The 21,532-nt window shown below is 72.0% G+C and carries 21 protein-coding genes; 10 read left to right on the top strand and 11 right to left on the bottom strand.

The genetic code is table 11. The annotated features are described in order from the left end of the window. Positions 1-6 precede the first annotated feature (6 nt). Positions 7-1,896 (top strand): penicillin-binding transpeptidase domain-containing protein, encoded by a 1,890-nt coding sequence (locus ACFFJG_RS05355; RefSeq protein ID WP_378517566.1) that lies wholly within the window; start codon positions 7-9, stop codon positions 1,894-1,896. Positions 1,897-1,924: 28 nt separating this feature from the next. Here ACFFJG_RS05355 and ACFFJG_RS05350 read toward each other — a convergent pair whose 3' ends face one another. Both ACFFJG_RS05350 and ACFFJG_RS05345 read right to left on the bottom strand, forming a co-directional pair. Further along, a complete protein-coding gene (locus ACFFJG_RS05350) occupies positions 1,925-2,602 on the bottom strand; it encodes a spermidine synthase (RefSeq protein ID WP_378517565.1) in 678 nt (225 codons plus the stop codon). A 38-nt stretch (positions 2,603-2,640) separates the two neighbouring features. Further along, the gene (locus ACFFJG_RS05345) at positions 2,641-2,868 is read right to left on the bottom strand and encodes a hypothetical protein (protein WP_378517564.1); all 228 of its coding nucleotides are present in this window, start codon (positions 2,866-2,868) and stop codon (positions 2,641-2,643) included. Positions 2,869-2,981: 113 nt separating this feature from the next. On the opposite strand from ACFFJG_RS05345, the gene ACFFJG_RS05340 reads away from it, so the two are divergent. After that, positions 2,982-3,842, top strand: coding sequence for a MerR family transcriptional regulator (locus ACFFJG_RS05340; RefSeq protein WP_378517563.1), 861 nt, complete (start codon positions 2,982-2,984; stop codon positions 3,840-3,842). Positions 3,843-3,878: 36 nt separating this feature from the next. Here ACFFJG_RS05340 and ACFFJG_RS05335 read toward each other — a convergent pair whose 3' ends face one another. Both ACFFJG_RS05335 and ACFFJG_RS05330 read right to left on the bottom strand, forming a co-directional pair. Then, on the bottom strand, positions 3,879-5,573 hold the full coding sequence (locus tag ACFFJG_RS05335; RefSeq protein WP_378517562.1) for a fumarate hydratase: 1,695 nt from the start codon (positions 5,571-5,573) through the stop codon (positions 3,879-3,881). Between the two features lie 11 nt (positions 5,574-5,584). Next, a complete protein-coding gene (locus ACFFJG_RS05330) occupies positions 5,585-5,977 on the bottom strand; it encodes a PLD nuclease N-terminal domain-containing protein (RefSeq protein WP_378517561.1) in 393 nt (130 codons plus the stop codon). A 216-nt stretch (positions 5,978-6,193) separates the two neighbouring features. On the opposite strand from ACFFJG_RS05330, the gene ACFFJG_RS05325 reads away from it, so the two are divergent. From ACFFJG_RS05325 to ACFFJG_RS05310, 4 genes are all read left to right on the top strand, one after another. Continuing rightward, on the top strand, positions 6,194-7,318 hold the full coding sequence (locus tag ACFFJG_RS05325; protein WP_378517560.1) for an ABC transporter substrate-binding protein: 1,125 nt from the start codon (positions 6,194-6,196) through the stop codon (positions 7,316-7,318). A 101-nt stretch (positions 7,319-7,419) separates the two neighbouring features. Next, a complete protein-coding gene (locus tag ACFFJG_RS05320) occupies positions 7,420-8,199 on the top strand; it encodes an ABC transporter permease (protein ID WP_378517559.1) in 780 nt (259 codons plus the stop codon). Beyond that, a complete protein-coding gene (locus ACFFJG_RS05315; RefSeq protein ID WP_378517558.1) occupies positions 8,196-8,987 on the top strand; it encodes an ABC transporter permease in 792 nt (263 codons plus the stop codon). Before ACFFJG_RS05320 ends, ACFFJG_RS05315 begins: the two co-directional genes overlap by 4 nt. Beyond that, positions 8,987-10,048, top strand: coding sequence for an ABC transporter ATP-binding protein (locus tag ACFFJG_RS05310; protein ID WP_378517557.1), 1,062 nt, complete (start codon positions 8,987-8,989; stop codon positions 10,046-10,048). Before ACFFJG_RS05315 ends, ACFFJG_RS05310 begins: the two co-directional genes overlap by 1 nt. Positions 10,049-10,137: 89 nt before the next feature. Here the strand turns inward: ACFFJG_RS05310 and ACFFJG_RS05305 are convergent, their stop codons facing one another. Beyond that, positions 10,138-10,899: an isocitrate lyase/PEP mutase family protein gene (locus tag ACFFJG_RS05305; protein ID WP_378517556.1), complete on the bottom strand. Its 762-nt coding sequence runs from the start codon at positions 10,897-10,899 to the stop codon at positions 10,138-10,140. A 64-nt stretch (positions 10,900-10,963) separates the two neighbouring features. On the opposite strand from ACFFJG_RS05305, the gene ACFFJG_RS05300 reads away from it, so the two are divergent. Next, complete coding sequence (locus tag ACFFJG_RS05300) at positions 10,964-12,058, top strand: NAD(P)-binding domain-containing protein (RefSeq protein WP_378517555.1); 1,095 nt, start codon at positions 10,964-10,966, stop codon at positions 12,056-12,058. Positions 12,059-12,103: 45 nt separating this feature from the next. Continuing rightward, complete coding sequence (locus ACFFJG_RS05295) at positions 12,104-12,751, top strand: DUF1707 SHOCT-like domain-containing protein (protein ID WP_378517554.1); 648 nt, start codon at positions 12,104-12,106, stop codon at positions 12,749-12,751. A 23-nt stretch (positions 12,752-12,774) separates the two neighbouring features. On the opposite strand, the gene ACFFJG_RS05290 is transcribed toward ACFFJG_RS05295, so the two are convergent. The 4 genes from ACFFJG_RS05290 to ACFFJG_RS05275 all read right to left on the bottom strand — a co-directional run bounded on the left by ACFFJG_RS05290 (position 12,775) and on the right by ACFFJG_RS05275 (position 17,309). Then, positions 12,775-13,869 carry a LacI family DNA-binding transcriptional regulator gene (locus tag ACFFJG_RS05290; RefSeq protein WP_378517553.1) on the bottom strand — a complete coding sequence of 365 codons (1,095 nt, stop codon included), beginning with the start codon at positions 13,867-13,869 and terminating at the stop codon, positions 12,775-12,777. 61 nt (positions 13,870-13,930) lie between these two features. Beyond that, on the bottom strand, positions 13,931-14,878 hold the full coding sequence (locus ACFFJG_RS05285) for a carbohydrate ABC transporter permease (RefSeq protein WP_378517552.1): 948 nt from the start codon (positions 14,876-14,878) through the stop codon (positions 13,931-13,933). Next, positions 14,875-15,843 carry a carbohydrate ABC transporter permease gene (locus ACFFJG_RS05280; protein ID WP_378517551.1) on the bottom strand — a complete coding sequence of 323 codons (969 nt, stop codon included), beginning with the start codon at positions 15,841-15,843 and terminating at the stop codon, positions 14,875-14,877. Before ACFFJG_RS05280 ends, ACFFJG_RS05285 begins: the two co-directional genes overlap by 4 nt. 89 nt (positions 15,844-15,932) lie before the next feature. After that, positions 15,933-17,309, bottom strand: a complete 1,377-nt coding sequence (locus tag ACFFJG_RS05275; protein ID WP_378517550.1) for an ABC transporter substrate-binding protein — start codon at positions 17,307-17,309, stop codon at positions 15,933-15,935. Between the two features lie 343 nt (positions 17,310-17,652). Here ACFFJG_RS05275 and ACFFJG_RS05270 point away from each other — a divergent pair, with 343 nt between their 5' ends. Next, positions 17,653-18,738, top strand: a complete 1,086-nt coding sequence (locus tag ACFFJG_RS05270) for an ABC transporter ATP-binding protein (protein WP_378517549.1) — start codon at positions 17,653-17,655, stop codon at positions 18,736-18,738. 64 nt (positions 18,739-18,802) lie between these two features. After that, entirely contained in the window at positions 18,803-20,668 is a 1,866-nt protein-coding gene (locus ACFFJG_RS05265; protein ID WP_378517548.1) for an alpha-amylase family protein, read from the top strand. Here ACFFJG_RS05265 and ACFFJG_RS05260 read toward each other — a convergent pair. Together ACFFJG_RS05260 and ACFFJG_RS05255 are read right to left on the bottom strand one after the other, a co-directional pair. Further along, positions 20,665-21,291, bottom strand: a complete 627-nt coding sequence (locus ACFFJG_RS05260; RefSeq protein ID WP_378517547.1) for a hypothetical protein — start codon at positions 21,289-21,291, stop codon at positions 20,665-20,667. The two genes, ACFFJG_RS05265 and ACFFJG_RS05260, sit on opposite strands and share 4 nt — an antisense overlap. Further along, complete coding sequence (locus tag ACFFJG_RS05255) at positions 21,284-21,421, bottom strand: hypothetical protein (RefSeq protein ID WP_378517546.1); 138 nt, start codon at positions 21,419-21,421, stop codon at positions 21,284-21,286. The genes ACFFJG_RS05260 and ACFFJG_RS05255 overlap by 8 nt, the downstream gene beginning before the upstream one ends. Between the last annotated feature and the right edge of the window lie 111 nt (positions 21,422-21,532).

The following is a 21,532-nucleotide window of genomic DNA, read 5'->3' as shown; positions in this document are numbered from 1 at the left end:
GGGTCCATGCGATCTCTCCGTCTCGGGATCGTCGTCGCGCTCGTGGGGGTCGGCTCGGCCTGCTCGGCGATCGGCGGCGAGGACGACCAGGACACCGCCCGCGCGCTGGCCGACGACCTCGCGTCCGCCCTGTCCCGGCACACGCTCGACGACGTGCCGCTGACCGACGAGTCGGCCCGCAGCTCCTTCGCCGAGGTGGTCGCACCGCTCGACGAGGTGCCGGTCTCGGTCAGCGTCGGCGACGTGCAGGAGGTCGAGGAGGAGGGGCGCGCCGACGTGACCCTCGCCTGGCGCTGGGAGCTGTCCGACGCGGCGGCCTGGCAGTACGAGACCTCCGTGGGCCTGACCCGCGGTGGCGACGACGAGACCTGGAGCGTCGCCTGGTCGCCCGACGACCTCGCGCCCGACCTCGCCGAGGGCGACACGCTCGGGCTGCGCACGCTCACGCCGGCGCGCGGCGACATCACGGGCGCGGACGGTGCCGTGCTCGTCACCGAGCGGCCCGTCCTGCGCTACGGCCTCGACAAGACGAAGGTGGACGGCGCCCAGGTGGCCCGCAGCGCCCGCCGGATCGCCCGCGTGCTCGACGTCGACGCTCCCGCCCTCGTCGCCCGCGCGCAGGCGATGGGGCCGGAGGCGTTCGTCGAGGCGCTCGTGCTGCGCGAGGACGACGCCCTCGACGTGCTGCCGGCCTTCCGCAGGGTGCCCGGCGCCCTGGCCGTGCGCGACTCCCTGCCGCTCGCGCCGACGCGCGAGTTCGCCGCCGCGCTGCTCGGACGGGTGGGCCCGGCGACCGCCGAGCTCGTCGACTCCTCGGAGGGGCGCGTGCTGGCCGGCGACGAGGTCGGCCTGTCCGGGCTGCAGGCGCGCTACGACGAGCAGCTCACCGGTGCCCGCGGCACGGCGGTCGTCGCCCGCGGCGCCGACGACGCGCTGCGCACCCTCTTCGAGGCCCCGGCGGTCGACGGCGCCGACCTCGCGACGACCCTCGACCCCGGGCTGCAGGCGAAGGCCGAGCGCATCCTCGCCGCCGCCGGTGCCGACGCACCGGCCAGCGCGCTCGTCGCGATCCGCCCCTCCGACGGCGCCGTCCTCGCCGCCGCCAACGGCCCCGGGGCGGCCGGCTCCGACCTCGCCTCGACCGGGCAGTACGCACCCGGCTCGACGTTCAAGGTCGTCTCCGCGCTCGCGCTGCTGCGCTCGGGCCTGCGTCCCGACGACGTGGTGTCGTGCCCCCTCACGACGGTGGTCGACGGCCGCTCGTTCAAGAACTACGACGACTACCCCGCCTCCGCGCTCGGCGACGTCACGTTCACCCGCGCGGTCGCGAGCTCGTGCAACACCGCGATGATCGGCAACGCCGACCGCCTGCGCCCCGGCGACCTGTCGGCCGCGGCCGCCGCCCTGGGCCTCGGCGTCGACCACGACCTCGGCTTCCCGGTCTACTTCGGGCAGGTGCCACCCGCCGAGACCGAGACGGGCGCGGCGGCCGACATGATCGGTCAGGGAACGGTGCTCGCCAGCCCGTTCGCGATGGCCACGGTGGCCGCCTCGGTGCAGGCCGGTCGGGCCGTGCTGCCGGTCCTGCTGCCCGACCACGCCGTGACGCAGACCCCGCCGGACCGCCCCCTCACCCCCGCTGAGTCAAGCGACCTGAGGGGACTCATGCGCGCGGTGGTCACCGAGGGCTCGGGGCAGTTCCTGCTCGACGTGCCGGGCGAGGTCGGCGCGAAGACCGGCACCGCGGAGTACGGGGAGCCGGACGCCTCGGGCGCGCTGCCCACGCACACCTGGATGATCGCCACCCGCGGCGACCTCGCCGTGGCGGTCTTCGTCGAGAACGGCCAGTCGGGCTCCCAGACCGCGGGGCCGCTGCTGGAGGCGTTCCTGCGCTGAAGGAGGCTGCTGGGCGGGCCGAGTCCTCCTAGCGGCGGGCGAGGTAGAGGAAGTACTGCTCCGGCCGGTCCTGCAGCAGCACGTCGTGGGCCTGCTCCTCGGCGTCGCCGAAGACGTCGCGCATGGCGGCCAGGAGGTCGGGCGCCGGGTTGGCCGACCAGACCACCAGCACCCCGCCGTCGCGGAGCACGTCGCGGCACCGGTGCAGGAACTGCGGCTCGTAGACCGCCTCGTTGGCCTGGTGGACGAGGTACCCGGGGCCGTTGTCGACGTCGAGCAGCACCAGGTCGTAGTGGGTGCGCGCCTCGGCGATCGCCATCGCGATGTCGGCGTTGACCACGCTGGCCCGCGCGTCGGCCAGCAGCGCGGGTCCGTGCGGCACCGTGCCGTCGCGCATCCACTCCACGAGCGCCTGCTCGATCTCCACGACCACCGCGCGCTGCACCCGCGGGTCGGCCAGCACCCGCTGCAGCGTGTAGCCGAGGCCGAGGCCCCCGACGAGCACGGCCGCCGGCTCCTCGACCAGGGCGAGGGCCTGCGCGGCGAGCTCGATCTCGCTCGTGGTCTCGAGGGTGTCCATCACGAAGACGCCGTTGACCCGCAGCTCCAGCACGTCGGCGCCCGCCCCGGTCGTCCGACGACGCAGCACCACCTCGCCGCGCTCGGTCTCCGCGCGGGCCACCTCGACGCTCTGCACACCGTCCACGGTCACATCCTGACCGACGGGGCATGCCGGGCGTCGCGTCAGGGGGCCGAGGCGGGCGTGCGGGCCTCGTCGCAGCCGCTGCTGAAGCCGGTGGCGGCCGCCAGGTCCATCACGCAGTCCTGGTTGCCGGTGGGCACAGCGGCCAGCGAGGAGGCGCTCCACACCGAGCCGAGCGCGGCTGCCGCCAGGGCCACGGCGCCCGCCGCGCGCAACCGGAACTGGAGCCGGGCCTCCGCCACGGTGGTCTGCTCGTCGATCAGCGTCATGAGGCCCTCCTCGGCCGGCACCGCGGGTTGTCCACAGTTTGTCCACTGTTGGTGGAGAACGTGAGACTAAAGGCTCTGTCCAACGTTTGTCCAAAGTGGGCTAGGATCAAGACGTGTACACCGTCGGACGCACCGCGCAGCTCACGGGCGTGCCCCGCGAGACCCTTCGCAAGTGGGAGCAGCGCTACGGGGTGGTGAGCCCCGTGCGCACCGAGGGCAACTACCGGCTCTACGACGACGAGTCCGTCCGACGCCTCAGCGTGATGCGCCACCTCGTCGACTCCGGCTGGTCGCCCAAGGAGGCCGCCCGCCGGGTGCTCGAGGCCCCGGCCGCCGCGCCGGCTCCCGAGGTCGACGGGGCGCCCGCGCCGCTCGACGAGCTCGCGCGCTGCGCGGAGAAGTTCGACCTCGCCCGCGTCGAGCAGGTCCTCGACGAGGCGTTCTCGCGCAGCGACCTCGACGTCGTCGTCGACGAGTGGCTGATGCCGTCGCTGGTGCGCCTCGGCGAGGCCTGGCAGCGCGGGCAGGTCACGGTCGCGGGGGAGCACTTCATCAGCGCCGCCGTCCACCGTCGCCTGGCGCACGCCTTCCAGGAGCTGCCCACCGCTGCCCCGGAGGCGCCGCGTGTCGCAGTCGGCCTCGCCCGCGGCTCGCGCCACGAGCTCGGCGTGCTGTCCTTCGCGACGGCGCTGCGCAGCCACGGCATCGGCGTGACCTACATCGGCAGCGACCTGCCCCTCGAGGCCTGGGTCGACATGGTGCGCTCCCTCGACCCCGCCGCCGTCGTCATCGGCGTCCCGACGGTCGAGGACCTCCCCGCGGTGCGGGAGGTCGTCACCGCCCTGACCCGGCGCCGCAGCCTGGTGCTGGTCGGGGGCGCCCACCAGGACCGCATCGAGGGTGCCGAGCCGCTCGGCCACGCCCCGGGCGCGGCAGCGCGCAGCCTGGCCACCCGTCTCGCCGGCAAGGACTGACCAGCCGCAGCGCCAGCGGGCGCGGGCTCGTGTGCGCTACTCGGCGGAGCGCACCCGGATGCCCGAGATGGGGACGGTGACGGCGCCCGACGGGTCGGTGAAGAAGTCGTTGCCCTTGTCATCGACGACGATGAAGGCCGGGAAGTCCTCGACCTCGATCTTCCACACCGCCTCCATGCCGAGCTCCTCGTACTCGACGACCTCGACCGAGCGGATGCAGTCCTGGGCCAGGCGCGCGGCCGGGCCGCCGATCGAGCCGAGGTAGAAGCCGCCGTGGGTGGCGCACGCCTCGGTCACCTGCTTGGAGCGGTTGCCCTTGGCGAGCATCACCATCGAGCCGCCCGCGGCCTGGAACTGCTCGACGTAGGAGTCCATGCGGCCTGCGGTGGTGGGCCCGAAGGACCCGGAGGGCATCCCCTCCGGGGTCTTGGCCGGGCCGGCGTAGTAGACGGGGTGGTCCTTGAGGTAGGCCGGCATCTCCTCGCCCGCGTCGAGGCGCTCCTTGATCTTGGCGTGCGCGATGTCGCGGGCCACGACCAGCGGGCCGGTGAGGGAGAGCCGGGTCTTCACCGGGTGCCTCGAGAGCTCGGCCAGGATGTCGGCCATCGGCTGGTTGAGGTCGACCTGCACGACCTCGCCGCCGGCGATGTCCTCGGCCATCCCCGCCTCGGGCATGTACTGCGCGGGGTCGGTCTCGAGCTGCTCGAGGAAGACGCCCTCCGGCGTGATCTTGCCGAGCGCCTGGCGGTCGGCCGAGCACGACACGGCGATCGCGACGGGGCAGGACGCGCCGTGGCGGGGGAGCCGGACCACGCGGACGTCGTGGCAGAAGTACTTGCCGCCGAACTGCGCGCCGATGCCGAACGACTGCGTCAGCTCGAAGACCTTCTCCTCCAGCTCGGTGTCGCGGATGCCGTGCGCGGCCATCGAGCCCTCGGTCGGCAGGTCGTCGAGGTAGTGCGCGGAGGCGTACTTGGCGGTCTTGAGCGCGAACTCCGCGCTGGTGCCGCCGATGACGATGGCCAGGTGGTACGGCGGGCAGGCCGCGGTGCCGAGCGAGCGGATCTTCTCGTCGAGGAACTCCATCAGGCGCGTGGGGTTGAGCACGGCCTTGGTCTCCTGGAACAGGAACGACTTGTTGGCCGAGCCGCCGCCCTTGGCCATGAAGAGGAACTTGTACTCCGGGACGGGCCTGGCGGGCGTGGAGTAGAGCTCGATCTGCGCCGGCAGGTTGGTGCCGGTGTTCTTCTCCTCGAAGGTCGTCAGCGGCGCGAGCTGGGAGTAGCGCAGGTTGAGCCGGGTGTAGGCGTCGTACACCCCGCGGCTGATCGCCTCGCCGTCGTCGGCGCCGGTGAGCACGCCCTCGGACTTCTTGCCCATCACGATCGCGGTGCCGGTGTCCTGGCACATCGGCAGCACGCCGCCGGCGGAGATGTTGACGTTCTTGAGCAGGTCGAGCGCGACGAAGCGGTCGTTGCCCGACGCCTCGGGGTCGTCGATGATCCTGCGCAGCTGCGAGAGGTGACCGGGGCGCAGGTAGTGGCTGATGTCGTGCATCGCCTCCTCGGTCAGCCGCCGGATCGCCTCGGGCTCGACCTTGAGGAAGGTGCGTCCGTCGACCAGATGAGTCGAGACGCCCTCGGTGGTCACGAGCCGGTACGGCGTCTCCTCGGCGCCGTTGGAACCGGCGGTCGGCAGGAGGTCGGAGTAGTGGAACTCAGCAGCGCTCACGGCGGCTGATGCTACGCCGGGCCGCCCGCCTCGCCGGAGCCGGTCTCGCCGGCCTCGCGCTGCTTCTGCTCCCGTGCCCTGCGGCGCTGCTCCTCGGCGCGCTCGCGCACCTTCTTGAGGAACTCCTCGTCGGCCACCGGGTCGCTGGCGGCGAAGCGACCGGGACGGTCGTACTCGGGGAACGTCGAGGCACTGCGCTCGTGGGGGCCGAGGCGGCGCGGTGCGCGCTGCGGGCGGCCGGCCGCGAGCCAGGCGACGGCCCCGACGAAGGGGAAGAACAGGATCAGCAGGATCCACCACGTCTTCTGCAGGTGACGCACCTCGTCGTCCCGGCTGGTGATCGCCTCGACGAGGCAGTAGATCGTCAGGACGAGTGGCAGGACGTAGAACAGGACAAGGCGCACGACGGACCCCCGCAGGTCGGCCCGACCGGGGCCGCGGACGCCGGACCGGCCGGCGCGGGGGGAGCCTAGTGCCCGCGAAGCGACCCGTGCAGGGGATCGGGGGTTCATCCTGCGGTTGCGGTGCGGTCATCCGGGAGTAGCCTCCGGTCCAACGGGACCTACCAGGCTCCGCGCGGCACACCCATGACTCTCGGCACGTACACCCCTGGAGGCACCGTGAACACCCGCAAGACGCTCGTATCCCTCACCGCTCTGGTGACGCTCATGTCGGCCGCCGCCTGCGCGGCGCCGGAGAAGAAGGCGGACACCACCACCGAGAGCGGTGTGGACGCGGCGACCGCGACCTCCGCGGACGACTTCGGCGGGATGGACGAGCTGGTCAAGGCCGCGCAGGACGAGGGCGAGCTCAACGTCATCGCGCTGCCGCCGGACTGGGCCAACTACGCCGAGATCATCTCGACGTTCGAGGACAAGTACGACATCAAGGTCAGCTCCGACCAGCCCGACGCCGCCTCGCAGGACGAGATCAACGCGGCCAACGACCTCAAGGGCACCGACCGCGCGCCCGACGTCTTCGACCTCGGGCAGTCCGTCGCGCTGGCGAACGCCGACATGTTCGCCCCCTACCAGGTCGAGACGTTCGACGACATCCCCGCCGACTTCAAGGACCCCGACGGCACCTGGGTCAACGACTACGGCGGCTACATGTCCATCGGCTACGACTCCGCCGTCGTCCCCGACGTCACCTCGGTCAAGGACCTGCTCGGCCCGGAGTTCAAGGGCAAGGTCGCGCTCAACGGCGACCCGACCCAGGCCGGCGCGGCGTTCAGCGGCGTGATGATGGCCTCGATCGCCAACGGCGGCTCGGCCGACGACATCGCGCCCGGCGTCGACTTCTTCGCGCAGCTGAAGAAGGCCGGCAACTTCCTCACCGTCGACCCCGACTCCGGCACCATCGAGCAGGGCACCACGCCGGTCGTCATCGACTGGGACTACCTCGGTGCGGCCGCCGCGGCCAACGTGGACACGTGGAAGACGGTCGTCCCGGAGGAGGCCGTCGTGGCCGGCTACTACTTCCAGGCCGTCAACGCCGACGCCCCGCACCCGGCCGCCGCTCGGCTGTGGCAGGAGTTCCTCTACAGCGACGAGGGCCAGAACCTGTGGCTCAAGGGCGGCGCCCGTCCGGTGCGCGGTGACCAGATGGCCGAGGACGGCACCATCGACGCCGACCTGTGGGACGCGCTCCCCGAGGTGAGCGGCGACCCGGTCATCCCGACCGACGCGCAGACCACGAAGGCCGGCGAGTACCTCGCGGCCAACTGGTCGAAGGCCATCCGCTGAGCACCACCGCCACGAGCGGCGCAGGGCCGGGCCGGCGGCGTGCCGTCGGCCCGGCCCTGGGCCTGCTGCCCTTCCTCGCCTTCGTCCTGGTCTTCCTGGTCGTGCCCACCGTCACGGTGGTGGTCGGGGCCTTCCAGGACGGCGACGGGCGACCGACGCTCGGCAACCTCCGCGTCCTCACCAGCGACGCCGCGCTCACCGCGCTCAAGGGCTCGCTGGTGCTCTCGGCCACGACCGCGCTGATCGGCGCCGCCCTCGGTGCGCTGCTGGCGTACCTCGTCGTCACCCTGCCGACGCAGAGCCTGCTGCGCCGCACCACGCTCGCGGTCAGCGGCGTGCTCGCGCAGTTCGGCGGAGTGGTGCTGGCGTTCGCGTGGATCGCCACCATCGGCTCCGTCGGCATCCTCACCAAGGCGATGGACAGCCTCTTCGGCGTCGACCTCTACGGCTCGGGCTGGCTCTTCGACCTGCCCGGCCTGGTCGTGGTCTACGCCTACTTCCAGATCCCGCTCATGGTCATCGTCTTCGCGCCCGCCTTCGAGGGCCTGCGGCCGCAGTGGCGCGAGGCGGCGGTCAACCTGGGCGCCTCGACCTGGGACTACTGGCGCCACGTGGCCCTGCCGTTGCTCACGCCGGCGTTCCTCGGCGCGCTGCTGCTGCTGTTCGCCAACGCCTTCGCGGCCTACGCCACCGCGGCCGTGCTGGTCAGCCAGGGACAGCCGATCGTCCCGCTGCTGATCCGTCAGGCGATCACCAGCGAGGTGCTGCTCGGGCAGGCCAACGTCGGCTTCGCGCTCGCGCTCGAGATGATCGTCGTGGTCACCGTGGTGATGGTGGCCTACAACCTGCTGCTGCGCCGGGCCTCGAGGTGGATGCGATGACCCCGACCAGGACCTTCCGGGTCGTGCGCGTCGTGCTGCTGCTGGCGTTCGCGGCCTACTTCTTCGTGCCGCTCCTCGCGATGCTCGACTTCTCCACCCAGGCTCGCGGCAGCGCCGAGGGCCGCACCTGGGACAACTGGCAGTTCATGGTCACCGACGAGGACCTCCGCTCCTCGATCGTGTCCTCTCTGCTGCTCGCGTTGTTCACGGTGGTGCTGATGGTCGTGCTGCTGGTCCCCACGATGGTCTGGGTGCGGCTGCGGGTGCCGCGCGCCCGCGGCCTCGTGGAGTTCCTCTGCCTGCTCCCGCTGACGATCCCGGCGCTGGTGATCGTGGTCGGCATCAGCAACGTCTACTCGTGGGTGACCTACCTGCTCGGCGACTCGCCGCTGGTGCTCACCTTCGCCTACGTCGTGCTGGTGCTGCCGTACTCCTATCGCGCCATCGACGCCGCGCTGTCGGCCATCGACGTGGCCACCCTGTCCGAGGCGGCGCGCTCGCTCGGCGCCGGGTGGCTGACGGTCATCGTGCGGATCGTGCTGCCCAACATCACCGGCGGCGTGCTCGGCGCCGCGTTCATCACCGTCGCGCTGGTGATGGGCGAGTACGTCTTCGCCTCCCTGCTGCACTTCGACACCCTGCCGGTCGCGATGGCGGCGATCTACAAGAGCAACCCGCCTGCCGCGATGGCCGCCGCGCTCGCCTCGATGGCGTTCGTCGCGGTGCTGCTCGTCGGCCTCACCTTCCTCAGCCGGGACCGGCACCGGCACGACCAAGGAGCTTCCTGATGACCGACGTGTCCTCCCGCCCCGTCACGGAGCGCGGCCTCGCCGTCGAGCTCTCCGACCTGACCCGCGTCTACGGCTCCGTGCGTGCGCTGGACGGGCTCACCCTCCACCTCGCGCCGGGCGAGCTCGTCTGCCTGCTGGGTCCGTCGGGCTGCGGCAAGACCACGGCGCTGCGCATCCTCGCCGGGCTCGACCACCCGACGTCGGGCACGGTCTCGGTCGGCGGGCGGGACCTGACGCGGGTGCCGGCCAACAAGCGCGACATGGGGATGGTGTTCCAGGCCTACAGCCTGTTCCCGCACATGACGGTGCTCGACAACGTCGCCTTCGGCCTCAAGCTGCGCGGGCGTGACGCGGCCGCGCGGCGGTCCCGCGCGGGCGACATGCTCGACCTGGTCGGCCTCGGCCAGCACGCCGACCGGTACGCCCACCAGCTCTCCGGCGGTCAGCAGCAGCGCGTCGCCCTCGCCCGGGCGCTCGCGGTGGAGCCGTCCGTGCTGCTGCTCGACGAGCCCCTGTCGGCGCTCGACGCCAAGGTCCGCGTGCAGCTGCGCGACGAGATCCGCCGCGTGCAGATCGAGGTCGGCACGACCACGCTGTTCGTCACCCACGACCAGGAGGAGGCGCTCGCCGTCGCCGACCGGGTCGGGGTGATGAACGCCGGCCGGCTCGAGCAGCTCGCGCCGCCCGCCGAGCTCTACTCCGCCCCCGCGACCCAGTTCGTCGGCGAGTTCGTGGGGCTGAGCAACCGGATCCCGGCCCACGTCGACGGCTCCACCGCGTCGGTGCTCGGCCAGCAGGTTCCGGTGCTGCCCGGCTCGGCCACCGGCGCCGGCCAGGCGCTCGTGCGCCCCGAGTCCGTCTCGGTCACTGCCGACGCTGCCGGCCAGGCGACGGTGACGACGGTGATGTTCCTCGGGCCGCTGTCGCGGGTGACGTGCGGACTTCCCGACGGCACCTCGGTGGTCGCCCAGCTCGCCAGCTCCGAGGCCCTGGACCTCCAGCCGGGCGACCAAGTCACCCTCGGCATCGCACCCTCCCCGGTCCTCGTCGTCGCCTGAGGGGGACGTCTGGAGTCCCCGGACATCCGGGGACTTCGCGCCGGGCCGGGCCACGCGACCCGTCCGACCAGCCCGACCTCCGGACGGCGTCAGCGCCAGGGGGTGACCAGGGCGGCGAGGTCGGGGGCGAGCTCCTTCATCAGGAGCGGGCCGAAGGTGACCCGGTGCACGCCCATCACCTGGAGGTCCTCCAGCGAGCCGGCGGGGGAGCCGGAGCGGGGGTTGGCGGTGACGTTGACCGGGCCGGCGAGGGCCTCGAGCAGCGACTGGAGGGCAGCCGCGTCGGGGACCCGGACGGGGTAGCTGCTGCGCGAGCCGGCCTCCTCGCAGGCCTTCATCCGCGTGATCGCCTCCGCGAGCGGGTCGGCGAAGCGGTCGGCGTGGACGAAGGCGTCGGTGCGGGCGTTGACGACGAGGTCGACCCCGGCGGCGTCGGCGGCCTGCCGGATCGCGCCGATGTAGTCGGCGTGCTCGGTGACCTCGCGCAGCCGGCCGCCCTCGGAGTGCACGGTGTCCTCGATGTTGAGGCCGACCGCGCCGGCCTCGAGCAGCCGCTCCACGAGCTCGGCGGCCGGCGTGGCGTAGCCCGACTCCATGTCGGCGGTCACCGGCAGGTCGGGGACCGCCCCGCACACCCGGCGTACGCCGTCGAGCGCGTCGTCGAGCGTCATCCCCTCGTTGTCGGCCTGCCCGCGCGAGTCCGCGAGCGGGTGGCTGCCGATGCTGAGCGCCGGGAACCCGGCCTCGGCGACGACGCCGGCGGACCAGGCGTCCCAGACCGTGGGCAGGACCAGCGTGGTGCCGGTGTGGTGGAGGTCGAGCAGCGTCGTGGCGCGGGTGGCGATGTCCATGCCCACGAGGCTGCCACGCGGGCGGTCGCGGGCATAGGGGCCGACCGCGGGGCGTTGCACCGGCGTGGACGTCCCCGAGCAGACCAGCGACGCGGTCCTCGACTCGGTGGTGGTCGGGGCCGGCCAGGCGGGGCTCGCGGCCTCGTGGCACCTGTCGCGGCGCGGCATCGAGCACGTCGTGCTCGACGCGGAGGCGCACGCCGGCGGCGCCTGGCAGCACCGGTGGGACTCCCTCGGCATGGACGACGTGCACGGGGTCGCCGACCTCCCGGGCTCGCCCGCCCCCCGTACGTCCGCACGCCCGGCCAACGTCGTGGTGCCCGACTGGTTCGCCGACTACGAGCGCAGCCACGACCTCCCGGTCGTGCGGCCCGTGCACGTCGACCGGGTCGAGGACGAGGACGGGCTGCTGGTGGTGCGCGCGGGTGAGCGCTCGTGGCGCACCCGGACGCTGGTCAACGCCACCGGCACCTGGACCCGGCCGTTCGTCCCGTACTACCCCGGCGCCTCGGCCTTCGCCGGGGAGCAGCTGCACCCGGCCGACTACCCCGGCGCCGAGCACTTCCGCGGCCGACGGGTGGTCGTCGTGGGTGGGGGAGCCTCGGCGGTGCAGCTGCTCGGCGAGCTCGCCCCCGTGACCGACACGCTCTGGGTGACCCGCCGGCCGCCGGTGTGGCGCGACCGGTTCGACGCGGCCGCCGGCCTCGCCGCGGTCACGGCCGTGGAGGAGCGCGTGCGCCGCGGCCTGCCGCCGGCCAGCGTGGTCAGCGTGACCGGCCTGGCGCTGCGACCCCAGGAGCAGGAGGCGGCCCGGCTCGGCGCCTACGACCGGCTGCCCGTGTTCGCGCGGGTCGAGCCGCACGGCGTGCGCTGGGCCGACGGCCGCTACGAGCCGGTCGACGTCATCCTCTGGGCGACCGGCTTCCGCGCCGCCGTCGACCACCTCGCGCCGCTGCGGCTGCGCGGCCCCGAGGGCGGCATCGCGCTGCTGCCGGTGCGCGGCGACGTGCAGGGTGCGACCACCGCGGCGCGTGACCCGCGCGTGCAGCTGGTGGGCTACGGGCCCTCGGCCAGCACGATCGGCGCACCGCGCGCGGGGCGGCGGGCCGCGCTCGCGGTGGCCCGGCTCCTGGCGGACGGCGAGGCGGCCGCCTCCTGACAGCCGTCACGGGCGGGCGTCCTCGCGGCTCGCTACGCTGGGTCCATGGGGGAGATCGAGAACCGCCCGCACGACCCGTCGCTGATGCGCATCTCCGACGCCGACCGTCAGCGCGTCGCCGACGTGCTGCGCGACGCCGCCGGTGACGGCCGCCTCGACCTCGACGAGCTCGAGGAGCGCCTCGAGCAGACGTGGGCGGCGAAGACCTACGGCGAGCTCGTTCCGATCACCCTCGACCTCCAGGCGACCGGCCCGGTCGCGCCACCGGCCGCGGCACCCGTGCGGCGTCCGGCACCGGGCGTGCCGGCGGTCGGTCACGCCTCCTCGCTGGCGATCATGGGCGAGTGCAAGCGGCAGGGCCTCTGGTCGGTGCCCGAGCACCACAGCTCGTTCGCGCTGATGGGCTCGGTCGTCATCGACCTGCGCGAGGCCCAGCTGACGGCCCACCACACCCAGATCAACGCCAGCGCGATCATGGGCGAGGTCAAGATCATCGTCCCCGCCCACGTGCACGTGGTGGTCGACGGGACGCCGATCATGGGGGAGTTCACCCAGCAGAAGGACAAGGTGCCCTCCGAGGTCGGTCCCGACTCGCCGACGGTGCGGATCCGGGGCATGGCGCTGATGGGCTCGGTCAGCGTGCAGCGCCAGCCGGCGCCCGGCACCCCCAAGAAGTACCTCGGCACCTATTGATGGCCGCCGGCGGCCACTGACGGCTACGGACGGTTGCGGCCCGCGGCGGCGTGGGCGGGCGCCGGCCCGGTCGACCCGCGCACGACGAGGTGGGTGGGGAGGGTGAGCCGCTGCTCGCCCAGGTCGTGGCCGGCCAGCAGGTCGAGCACCATCGCGCTCGCCGCCCGGGCCTGGTCGCCCACGTGCTGGTCGATGGTGGTGATGTCGAAGAGCGCCCCGAGCCCGTTGCCGTCGACGCCCAGCAGCGACACGTCCTCGGGCACGCGCAGGCCGCGCCGGCGGGCCACCGTCTCCGCTGCGACCGCGATGTCGTCGGAGTAGCAGAACACCGCCGTGGGCGGGTCGTCGAGGTCGAGCAGCTGCTCCATCCCGATCGCTCCGGCGTCGACGCCGTAGGGGGCGGTGACGAGCAGCGACGGGTCGTGCGCGAGCCCGTGCCGCGCCATCGCGTCGAGGTAGCCGGTGCGGCGGTGCAGGTCGCTGGCCCACCGGGCACCGTCGGTGTCGCTGGTGCGGATCATGCCGATGCGGGTGTGGCCGAGGGAGACGAGGTGGTCGACGGCGGCGACGCCGATCGCCACGTCGTCCACGCTCACCGACGGGAAGTCGCGCAGCCGGAACCCGGCGACGACGACCTCCACGCCCATCAGGTCGAGGCGCTCCTCCTCCTCGGGCCGGATGGGGAGGGTGATCAGGACGACCGCGTCGACCTTGCGCCGCGTCGGCAGGTCGCGGAAGAAGTGGGTGCGCTTCTCCTCGGTGCTCACCTGGTAGAGCAGCACGTCCAGGTCGGCCTGGCGCAGCGTGGCCTCGACGGTGGCGAGCATGGTGGAGGAGAACCAGCTGTCCAGCCGCGGCAGCACGACCGCCACCCGCCGCGTGGCACCCCGCAACGACGACGCGGCCGGCGAGACGACGTAGTCGAGCTCCTCGACCGTCGAGAGCACCCGGCTGCGGGTGCGGTCGCTGACGCCCGGCAGGCCGCGCAGCGCGCGGGAGACGGTCGCGATCGACACGCCCGCACGCTGCGCGACGTCGGCCATGTTGACGTGCCCGCCGTCCGGGCCGGGGAGCTCGCGCTCCTCGCTGCGCTGCCGACGTCCGTCGCTCTGGTCCATCACGCCCCGCCTCGTGCTCCTCGTCCCGGTCGTGCGGCCGCGCACCGCGCGACCGGCAGTCTCACCCCTTCACGCTGCCGGCCAGCAGGCCGCGCACGAAGTAGCGCTGCAGTGCCAGGAACACCACCAGCGGGATCGCCAACGACACGAACGCGCCCGAGGCCAGCAGCTGCCAGTCCTCGCCGCGCTGGCCGACCAGGCTCACCAGCTTGACCGTCATCGGGGAGACCTGCGGGCTGCTGAACACCAGCGCGACCAGCAGGTCGTTCCAGACCCAGAGGAACTGGAAGATGCCGAACGCGGCGATCGCCGGCATCATCAGCGGCACCATGATCCTGGTGAAGATCGCCACGTGCCCCGCGCCGTCGACGCGGGCCGACTCGATGAGCTCCCCCGGGACCTCTCGCATGAAGTTGTGGAGCAGGAAGATCGCCAGGGGCAGCGCGAAGATCGTGTGGGAGAGCCACAGCTCGTAGAGCCCGCCCGCCGGCGCGTCGCGGCCCGCGAGCGGCATCAGGTTGAACGGCGGCTTGACGTAGAGCTGGAGCAGCGGCACCAGGGTGACCTGGATCGGCACGATCTGGAGCGCGAAGACCGCCACGAAGAGCGTGTCCCGGCCCTTGAAGTCGATCCAGGCGAAGGCGTACGCCGCGAGCGTGGCCAGGCTGATCGGGATCAGCACGGCCGGCACCGTGATCACGATGGTGTTGATGAGGTTGGCGGTCAGGGACTCACCGGTGGACCCGCCGCTGAGGACGTCCCGGTAGTTCTGGAGGGTGAAGGACGGGTCGGTGAAGAAGTTCCACCACCCGTTGGACTTCACGTCCTCCTCGGGTCGGAAGGAGGAGATCAGCAGGCCGAAGGTGGGGATCGTCCACACCACCGCCACGACCAGCACGACCGCCGAGGCCCACCGGCTGGTGAGCGCCTTCTTGGCCGCGGTCGAGGCGGGGACCGCCGGTGCGGTCTCGGCCGGGACCTGGGCGGCGGTGGGGGTGCTCGTGCTCATCGGGCCTCCAGCTTGCGCATCTGACGGATGTTGTAGATCACGATCGGGACCACGAGGATGAAGATGACGACCGCGATGGTGGCCGACAGGCCCTGGTTGCCCGCCACGAAGTTCTGCCGGTAGAACTCGTAGGCCAGCACGCTGGTGTCGAAGTTGCCGCCGGTCGCGGTCTGCACGATGTCGAAGACCTTGAGCGTCGCGATGGTGATGGTCGTCAGGACCACGATCAGCGAGGGCCGGATGCTCGGGATCGTGATGTGGCGGAACATCTGCCACGGACCGGTGCCGTCGAGCCGGGCAGCCTCGACCATGTCCTCCGGGATCGCCTTGATCGATGCCGAGAGGATGGTCATCGCGAAGCCTGCCTGCACCCAGATCAGGATCACGATCAGGAAGAGGGTGTTCCAGGGGGACTCGAGCAGGAAGTTGTAGGTGTCGAAGCCGAGCCAGCTGAGGATCTGGTTGAGCAGGCCGATCTGGGTGCTGTCGCCGGACTTGTAGTCGTAGACGAACTTCCAGATGATCGACGCGCCCACCATCGAGATGGCCATCGGCAGGAACAGCAGGGCCTTGGCGAACTTCTCGAAGGCCGCCCGGTCCACCAGCACGGCGTACACGAGGCCGATGGCCGTGGCGATGGTCGGCGTCAGCAGCACCCACAGCAGCGTGTTGCGCAGCACCGTGAGCTGCTGGGAGTTGGTGAAGAGCGAGGTGTAGTTGTCGAACCCGACGAACGGCGGGTCGAAGGTGGCCGCGCCGAAGAGCGACTGGTAGACCGTCACCCCCGCGGGGTAGAGGAGGCCCACGCCGATCAGCAGGAGCGACGGGCCGAGGAACGCGGCGGCCTGGACGCGTTCGCCGCGTCGTGAGCGCAGCCGTTGGGTCAGCAGCAGGATGGCTGCCATCACGCCGTAGAAGAGCAGCACGGCGATGGCCATGTGGACGAACTTCTCGGAGGTGGTCACGTGGTCGCTCTCCCTCGGGTCGGGCGGGTGTGAGGACGCGGGAGGGGTGGCCGAGCCGGGCCCTCGCCCGGCCCGGCCACCCCGTCACGTCACGATGCGGGCCAGGACTCCTCGATGTTCTTGAGGGCGTCGGAGGTCGACTCGCCGGTGATCCAGGCGGTCATCTCCTTCCAGAACGAGCCGGCGCCGACGGCGCTGGGCATCTGGTCGGAGCCGTCGAAGCGGAAGACGGCCTCCGGGTCCTGGAACGTCTCGGCCGACAGCTTGTCGATGTCGCTCGTCAGGTTGTTGATGTCGAGGCCCGTGTTGGCGCTGACCCAGCCGCCACCGGGCGTCGCCTTGGCCTTCTCGTTGGCCCAGATGTCGGAGGACAGGTAGGTCTGGAAGGCCTGGACCTCCGGACGGTCGTCGAACGCCGCGACGAACTCGCCGCCGCCGAGGACGGGCTTGCCGTTGTCCTCGTTGGTGGTCGGCAGGTAGAAGGCGAAGACGTCGCCGTTCTCGCTCACGTCGGTGCCCTCGGGCCACTGCGCGGCGTAGAACGAGGCCTGGCGGTGCATGCCGCACTCGCCCTTGAGGATCGGCAGGCCGCCGTCCTGGAAGGCCGTGGTGGCGATCGAGTTCACGTCGCCGAAGCCGCCGTTGACGTAGTCGTCGTTCTTCAGGATCCCGCCGACGAGGTCGAGGGAGTCGGCGACACCCGCGTCGTCGAAGGCGACCTCGTGGTTGACCCACTGGTCGTAGAAGTCGGCGCCCTTCTCGCGCAGCACCGCGTCCTCGAGCCAGTCGGTGGCCGGCCAGCCGGTGGCCTCGCCCGACTCGATGCCCGCGCACCAGGGCTTGACGCCCTGGGCGACCATCTCGTCGGAGATCTTCAGCATGTCGTCCCAGGTCTCCGGGACCGTCCAGCCGTTGTCCTTGAACATCTTGGGCGAGTACCAGACGAACGACTTCACGCTGGCGCCGAGGGGAGCGGCGTAGAACTTGCCGTCGACCGTGCCGTAGCCCTTCCAGTCCTCGCCGAAGAACTCGTCCACGTTGTCGGACACCGGCTGCGGGGCCTCGACGACGTCGCCGGAGCTGACGACGGTCTTGAGGAGTCCCGGCTGCGGGATGTAGGCGATGTCGGGCGCGTTGCCGGCCTTGACGCGGACCACGAGCTGGGTCTCGAACTGGTCGGATCCCTCGTAGTCGACCTTGGCGCCGGTGCAGTCGGTGAAGACCTTGTAGGAGTCCTCCTGCGCCTGCTGCTCGGGCGGCAGGATGGAGGTGTAGACCGAGACGGTCGTGCCGGTCAGGTCGCCGAACTGCTCGAGCTGCTTGCACTCGGCCTTGCCGGCACCCGGGGCCGTGCCGCCGGCGCTGTTCACGCCGCCGTCGCCGCTGCCGCCGCCGTCACCGCTGTCGTCGCTGGCGCAGGCAGCGAGCCCGAGGCCGGACATGGCCAGGACGGCCAGCGTGGCCACGCCCCGACGGGTTCGTAGGTTTCTCATCTCGACGTGTTCCCTCTCGTTGGTGCGACCGCGTCGGGGAGGCCCCGGCTCCGGATCTGCTCGACCTGCTCGGGTGGGCCTGTCGCTCGTGTGACAGGCATCACTGAGGATGTAAACGTTTGCAAGCCCGGTTCGTCAACGGTGGTCCACATCACAACTTCGTAACACCGCTCCCGACCTCCGGCCGTGGGACGTGGGGGTGTGCGACGTCGGGGCAGGGGCTAGGGTGACGCCACGTGTGACTGGCATCACGCCCGTCCACGCACCCTTCCACCACGGATCGTCCGGCACGTACCTGCCGGTGAAGGAGCACGAGATGGCATCAGTGACGTTCGAGAAGGCTCAGCGGTGGTACCCGGGGGCCGACGAGCCCGCGGTCCCCGGCATCAGCCTCGAGATCAAGGACGGCGAGTTCATGGTCCTCGTCGGCCCCTCCGGCTGCGGCAAGTCCACCACCCTGCGGATGCTCGCGGGGCTGGAGGAGGTCAACAGCGGGAGCATCTACATCGGTGACCGCGAGGTCACCAACGTCCCGCCCAAGGACCGGGACATCGCGATGGTCTTCCAGAACTACGCGCTGTACCCGCACATGACCGTCGAGGAGAACATGGCGTTCTCGCTGAAGATGGCCAAGGTCCCGGCGGCGGAGCGCAAGGAGCGGGTCGCCAAGGCGGCCGAGATCCTGCAGCTCACCGAGTACCTCCAGCGCAAGCCCAAGGCCCTGTCCGGCGGCCAGCGCCAGCGTGTCGCGATGGGCCGCGCGATCGTCCGCGCGCCGCAGGTCTTCTGCATGGACGAGCCGCTGTCCAACCTCGACGCCAAGATGCGCGTGGCCACCCGCACCGACATCGCCCGCCTCCAGCAGGACCTCGGCGTCACCACGGTCTACGTGACCCACGACCAGGTCGAGGCGATGACGATGGGCGACCGCGTGGCGGTCATGAAGCTCGGCGTGCTCCAGCAGGTCGACACGCCGCTCAAGCTCTACGACAAGCCCGCCAACCTGTTCGTGGCCGGCTTCATCGGCTCGCCGCAGATGAACCTCCTCGAGGGCGTCGCCGCCGAGGACGGCACGGTCAAGGTCGGCGGCTACAAGGTCCCCGTCGACCCCGCCGCGGAGCGCAAGATGTCCGGTCGGGTCACCGTCGGTGTGCGGCCCGAGAACTGGCGCCTCGTGTCGTCGGAGGAGGGTGGCCTGCCGGTCACCGTCACGGTGGTCGAGGAGCTCGGCGCGGACAGCTTCGTCTACGGCACCTGCGACGTGGAGGGCACGCCGTCCAACGTCATCGTGCGCGTCGGCGGTCGCCAGCACCCGCAGAAGGGCGAGACCCTCTTCGTGACGACCGACCCGCACTTCGTGCACGTCTTCGACACCGACACCGGCGAGCGCCTGTCCGACTGAGGCGCACCACCCACCGCGTGGCCCCCGGCGTCCGGGGGCCACGCGGTGCCGCCACCACACCGTCATGAGCGACGAGTCCACCGACCCGCACGACGCCGCCTTCGAGAGCCGCCTCGCGACGTGGGAGCCCGACCTGCACCGCGCGGTCGGGCGCGTCCACGACGAGGGTGCCGCCCCCGCGGTGGTCGCCCGTCTGGTCGAGATCGCCCGCGCCGCCCACCGGGCCCGGCCGCGTGAGCTGCGCGAGCTCGACGAGCGGCGCCTGCGCGAGCCCGACTGGTTCCAGCGACCCACGATGCTGGGCTACGCCGCCTACGCCGACCGGTTCGCCGGCACCCTGCGCGGCGTCGCCGAGCGCGCGCCCTACCTCCGCGACCTGGGCGTCGGGTACCTCCACCTGATGCCGCTGCTGACGCCGCGGCCCGAGCCCAACGACGGTGGGTACGCCGTCATGGACTACCGCAGCGTCCGCGCCGACCTCGGCGACGTCGACGACCTCCGCCACCTCGCCTCGCGGCTGCGCGCCGACGGCATCAGCCTGTGCCTCGACCTGGTGCTCAACCACGTCGCGCGCGACCACGCGTGGGCGGTCGCGGCGCGCGCCGGTGATGCGGAGAAGCGGGCGTGGTTCCACGTCCACCCCGACCGCGAGGTGCCCGACGCCTACGAGGCGACGCTGCCCGAGGTGTTCCCCGACTTCGCACCCGGCAGCTTCACCTGGGACGACGACCTCGACGCCTGGGTCTGGACCACGTTCAACGACTACCAGTGGGACCTCGACTGGTCGAACCCGGCCGTGCTGTGCGAGTTCGCCGACATCATCCTGTCGCTGGCCAACGTCGGCGTCGAGGTGTTCCGGCTCGACGCGATCGCGTTCATCTGGAAGCGGCTCGGCACGTCGTGCCAGACCCAGCCCGAGGTGCACGAGCTCACCCGCGCGCTGCGTACCGTCGCACGCATCGCGGCGCCCGCCGTCGCGTTCAAGGCCGAGGCCATCGTCGGTCCGGCCGACCTGCCGGCCTACCTCGGCGTCGGCGAGCACGCGGGCCGGGTCAGCGACCTGGCCTACCACAACTCGCTCATGGTGCAGGTGTGGTCGATGCTCGCGTCGGGGGAGACCCGCCTCGCCACGCGCGCGCTCCAGCAGCTGCCGCAGCCGCCCGCGAAGACGGCGTGGATCACCTACGTCCGCTGTCACGACGACATCGGGTGGGCGATCGCCGACGAGGACGCCCAGGCGGTCGGCGTCGACCCGGCGGCCCACCGGCGCTTCCTCTCCGACTGGTACTCGGGGACCTTCCCCGGTTCGTGGGCGCGGGGCCTGGTCTTCCAGCAGAACGAGGCCACGGGCGACCGACGCATCTCGGGCTCGCTCGCCTCACTGGCCGGGCTCGAGGCCGGCGACCCGATGGCGGTGCCGCGGATCCTGCTCGCGCACGCGGTGGTGCTGTCCTACGGCGGCCTTCCCGTGCTCTGGATGGGAGACGAGGTCGGGCTGCTCAACGACCCCGGCTGGGCCGACGACCCGGCCCACGCCGCCGACAACCGGTGGGTGCACCGCCCGGTGATGCCGTGGGCCGAGGTCGACACCGGTGCCGACCCGCACGGCATCACCGCCGGCCTGCGGCACCTGCTCGACGTACGCCGCGGGCTGCCGCAGCTCCACGCCGCCGTGCCCACCGAGGTCTGGGACCCGCGCGACCCCCGCGTGCTGCTGGTCGTGCGGCGCCACCACGACGGTCCGCTGCTCGCTGCGCACAACGTCTCGGCCGAGGAGGCGTGGGTGGCCGCCGACGTCCTGCAGTGGCTCGGCCTGCCCGTCGACGGCCTGCGCGACGCGCTCACCGGCCGCGCGCCCGAGGTGCGTGACGGCGCGGTGCGGCTCGCGCCGTATGCGTCGGCCTGGCTGCACGACGCCGGCGGCGCCTAGCCCGCCCGTCGGGCGACGTAGCGGTCGAGGTCGAAGATGGTGGCCTCGATGTCGGGTGGGAACCACGAGGTGTCGCTGTTCGGCTCGTGCTGACCGGCGAGACCGAAGGCGTGCTGGTAGTAGTCGTCGATCTGCGACGAGGTCACCTGCTTGCCCTCGCTGGAGAAGCCGCCGTTGACGAAGACACCCACCTCGAGGTCGTGCACCTTGAAGTCGTCCGACACCACGGTGCCCTCGCGTGGCGGCAGGGTGAAGCCGTGGATGTGGTTGCCGAACTTCGGGGGATGGCGGTACCAGCAGCCGAGCCCGTTGGCCCGGAAGAAGCGCTGCTGCGCCCACCAGTCCACATTCGGTACGTGGAGGTCCATGCACGCGTCGAAGTCATGGGTGCCGGCGGACGCCGCCACGGTGGTGTTGAAGGGTGGCTGGATCACGCTCACGCCCGTGCCGAGCTTCTTCACCGCGAGGTTGTTGAGGCGGTTGAGGTGGCAGATGGTGCGGAAGGAGCCGGTGACCGTGCGCCCGGACTCGTCCTTGCGCGACCACTGGACCTTCGTGCTCGGCGGCGGCGGGTGGTCCCAGTCGATCGCTCTGCCACCCAGCAGGCGTGCCTCCTCAACCATCGTCCTCCACCTCCTCGTCGTAGTCGTCGTCGGTGACCTCGTCGGGCTCGTGCTCCGGCTGCGGGGTCGCCGGTCCTGGCAACCCCAGGTCGGGGTCCTCGACGGTTCCCGGTTCGGGCAGCTCGGTCATCGCGGCCTCCTGGGGTCGACGCGCTCGTGTCTCTCGAGTGTCGACCCGCACCCGGTGCAGGTAAAGGGATCCGCCGGTGGTCCAGCCCAGCGGCTCGCGCACGGCAGAGGC

The organism is Nocardioides zeicaulis, assembly GCF_042432345.1.
Lineage (GTDB): Bacteria > Actinomycetota > Actinomycetes > Propionibacteriales > Nocardioidaceae > Nocardioides > Nocardioides zeicaulis.
The sequence above is the reverse complement of the archived record's forward strand: the minus strand, read 5'-3'. Positions and strand labels throughout refer to the sequence as shown.

Coding starts and splice junctions, on each gene's coding strand:
- ACFFJG_RS05270 (WP_378517549.1), top strand. CDS start 17,653: ATGGCATCAGTGACGTTCGAGAAGGCTCAGCGGTGGTACCCGGGGGCC.
- ACFFJG_RS05295 (WP_378517554.1), top strand. CDS start 12,104: ATGGGGGAGATCGAGAACCGCCCGCACGACCCGTCGCTGATGCGCATC.
- ACFFJG_RS05310 (WP_378517557.1), top strand. CDS start 8,987: ATGACCGACGTGTCCTCCCGCCCCGTCACGGAGCGCGGCCTCGCCGTC.
- ACFFJG_RS05255 (WP_378517546.1), bottom strand. CDS start 21,421: ATGACCGAGCTGCCCGAACCGGGAACCGTCGAGGACCCCGACCTGGGG.
- ACFFJG_RS05305 (WP_378517556.1), bottom strand. CDS start 10,899: ATGGACATCGCCACCCGCGCCACGACGCTGCTCGACCTCCACCACACC.
- ACFFJG_RS05345 (WP_378517564.1), bottom strand. CDS start 2,868: ATGACGCTGATCGACGAGCAGACCACCGTGGCGGAGGCCCGGCTCCAG.
- ACFFJG_RS05265 (WP_378517548.1), top strand. CDS start 18,803: ATGAGCGACGAGTCCACCGACCCGCACGACGCCGCCTTCGAGAGCCGC.
- ACFFJG_RS05290 (WP_378517553.1), bottom strand. CDS start 13,869: ATGGACCAGAGCGACGGACGTCGGCAGCGCAGCGAGGAGCGCGAGCTC.
- ACFFJG_RS05260 (WP_378517547.1), bottom strand. CDS start 21,291: ATGGTTGAGGAGGCACGCCTGCTGGGTGGCAGAGCGATCGACTGGGAC.
- ACFFJG_RS05355 (WP_378517566.1), top strand. CDS start 7: ATGCGATCTCTCCGTCTCGGGATCGTCGTCGCGCTCGTGGGGGTCGGC.
- ACFFJG_RS05285 (WP_378517552.1), bottom strand. CDS start 14,878: ATGAGCACGAGCACCCCCACCGCCGCCCAGGTCCCGGCCGAGACCGCA.
- ACFFJG_RS05315 (WP_378517558.1), top strand. CDS start 8,196: ATGACCCCGACCAGGACCTTCCGGGTCGTGCGCGTCGTGCTGCTGCTG.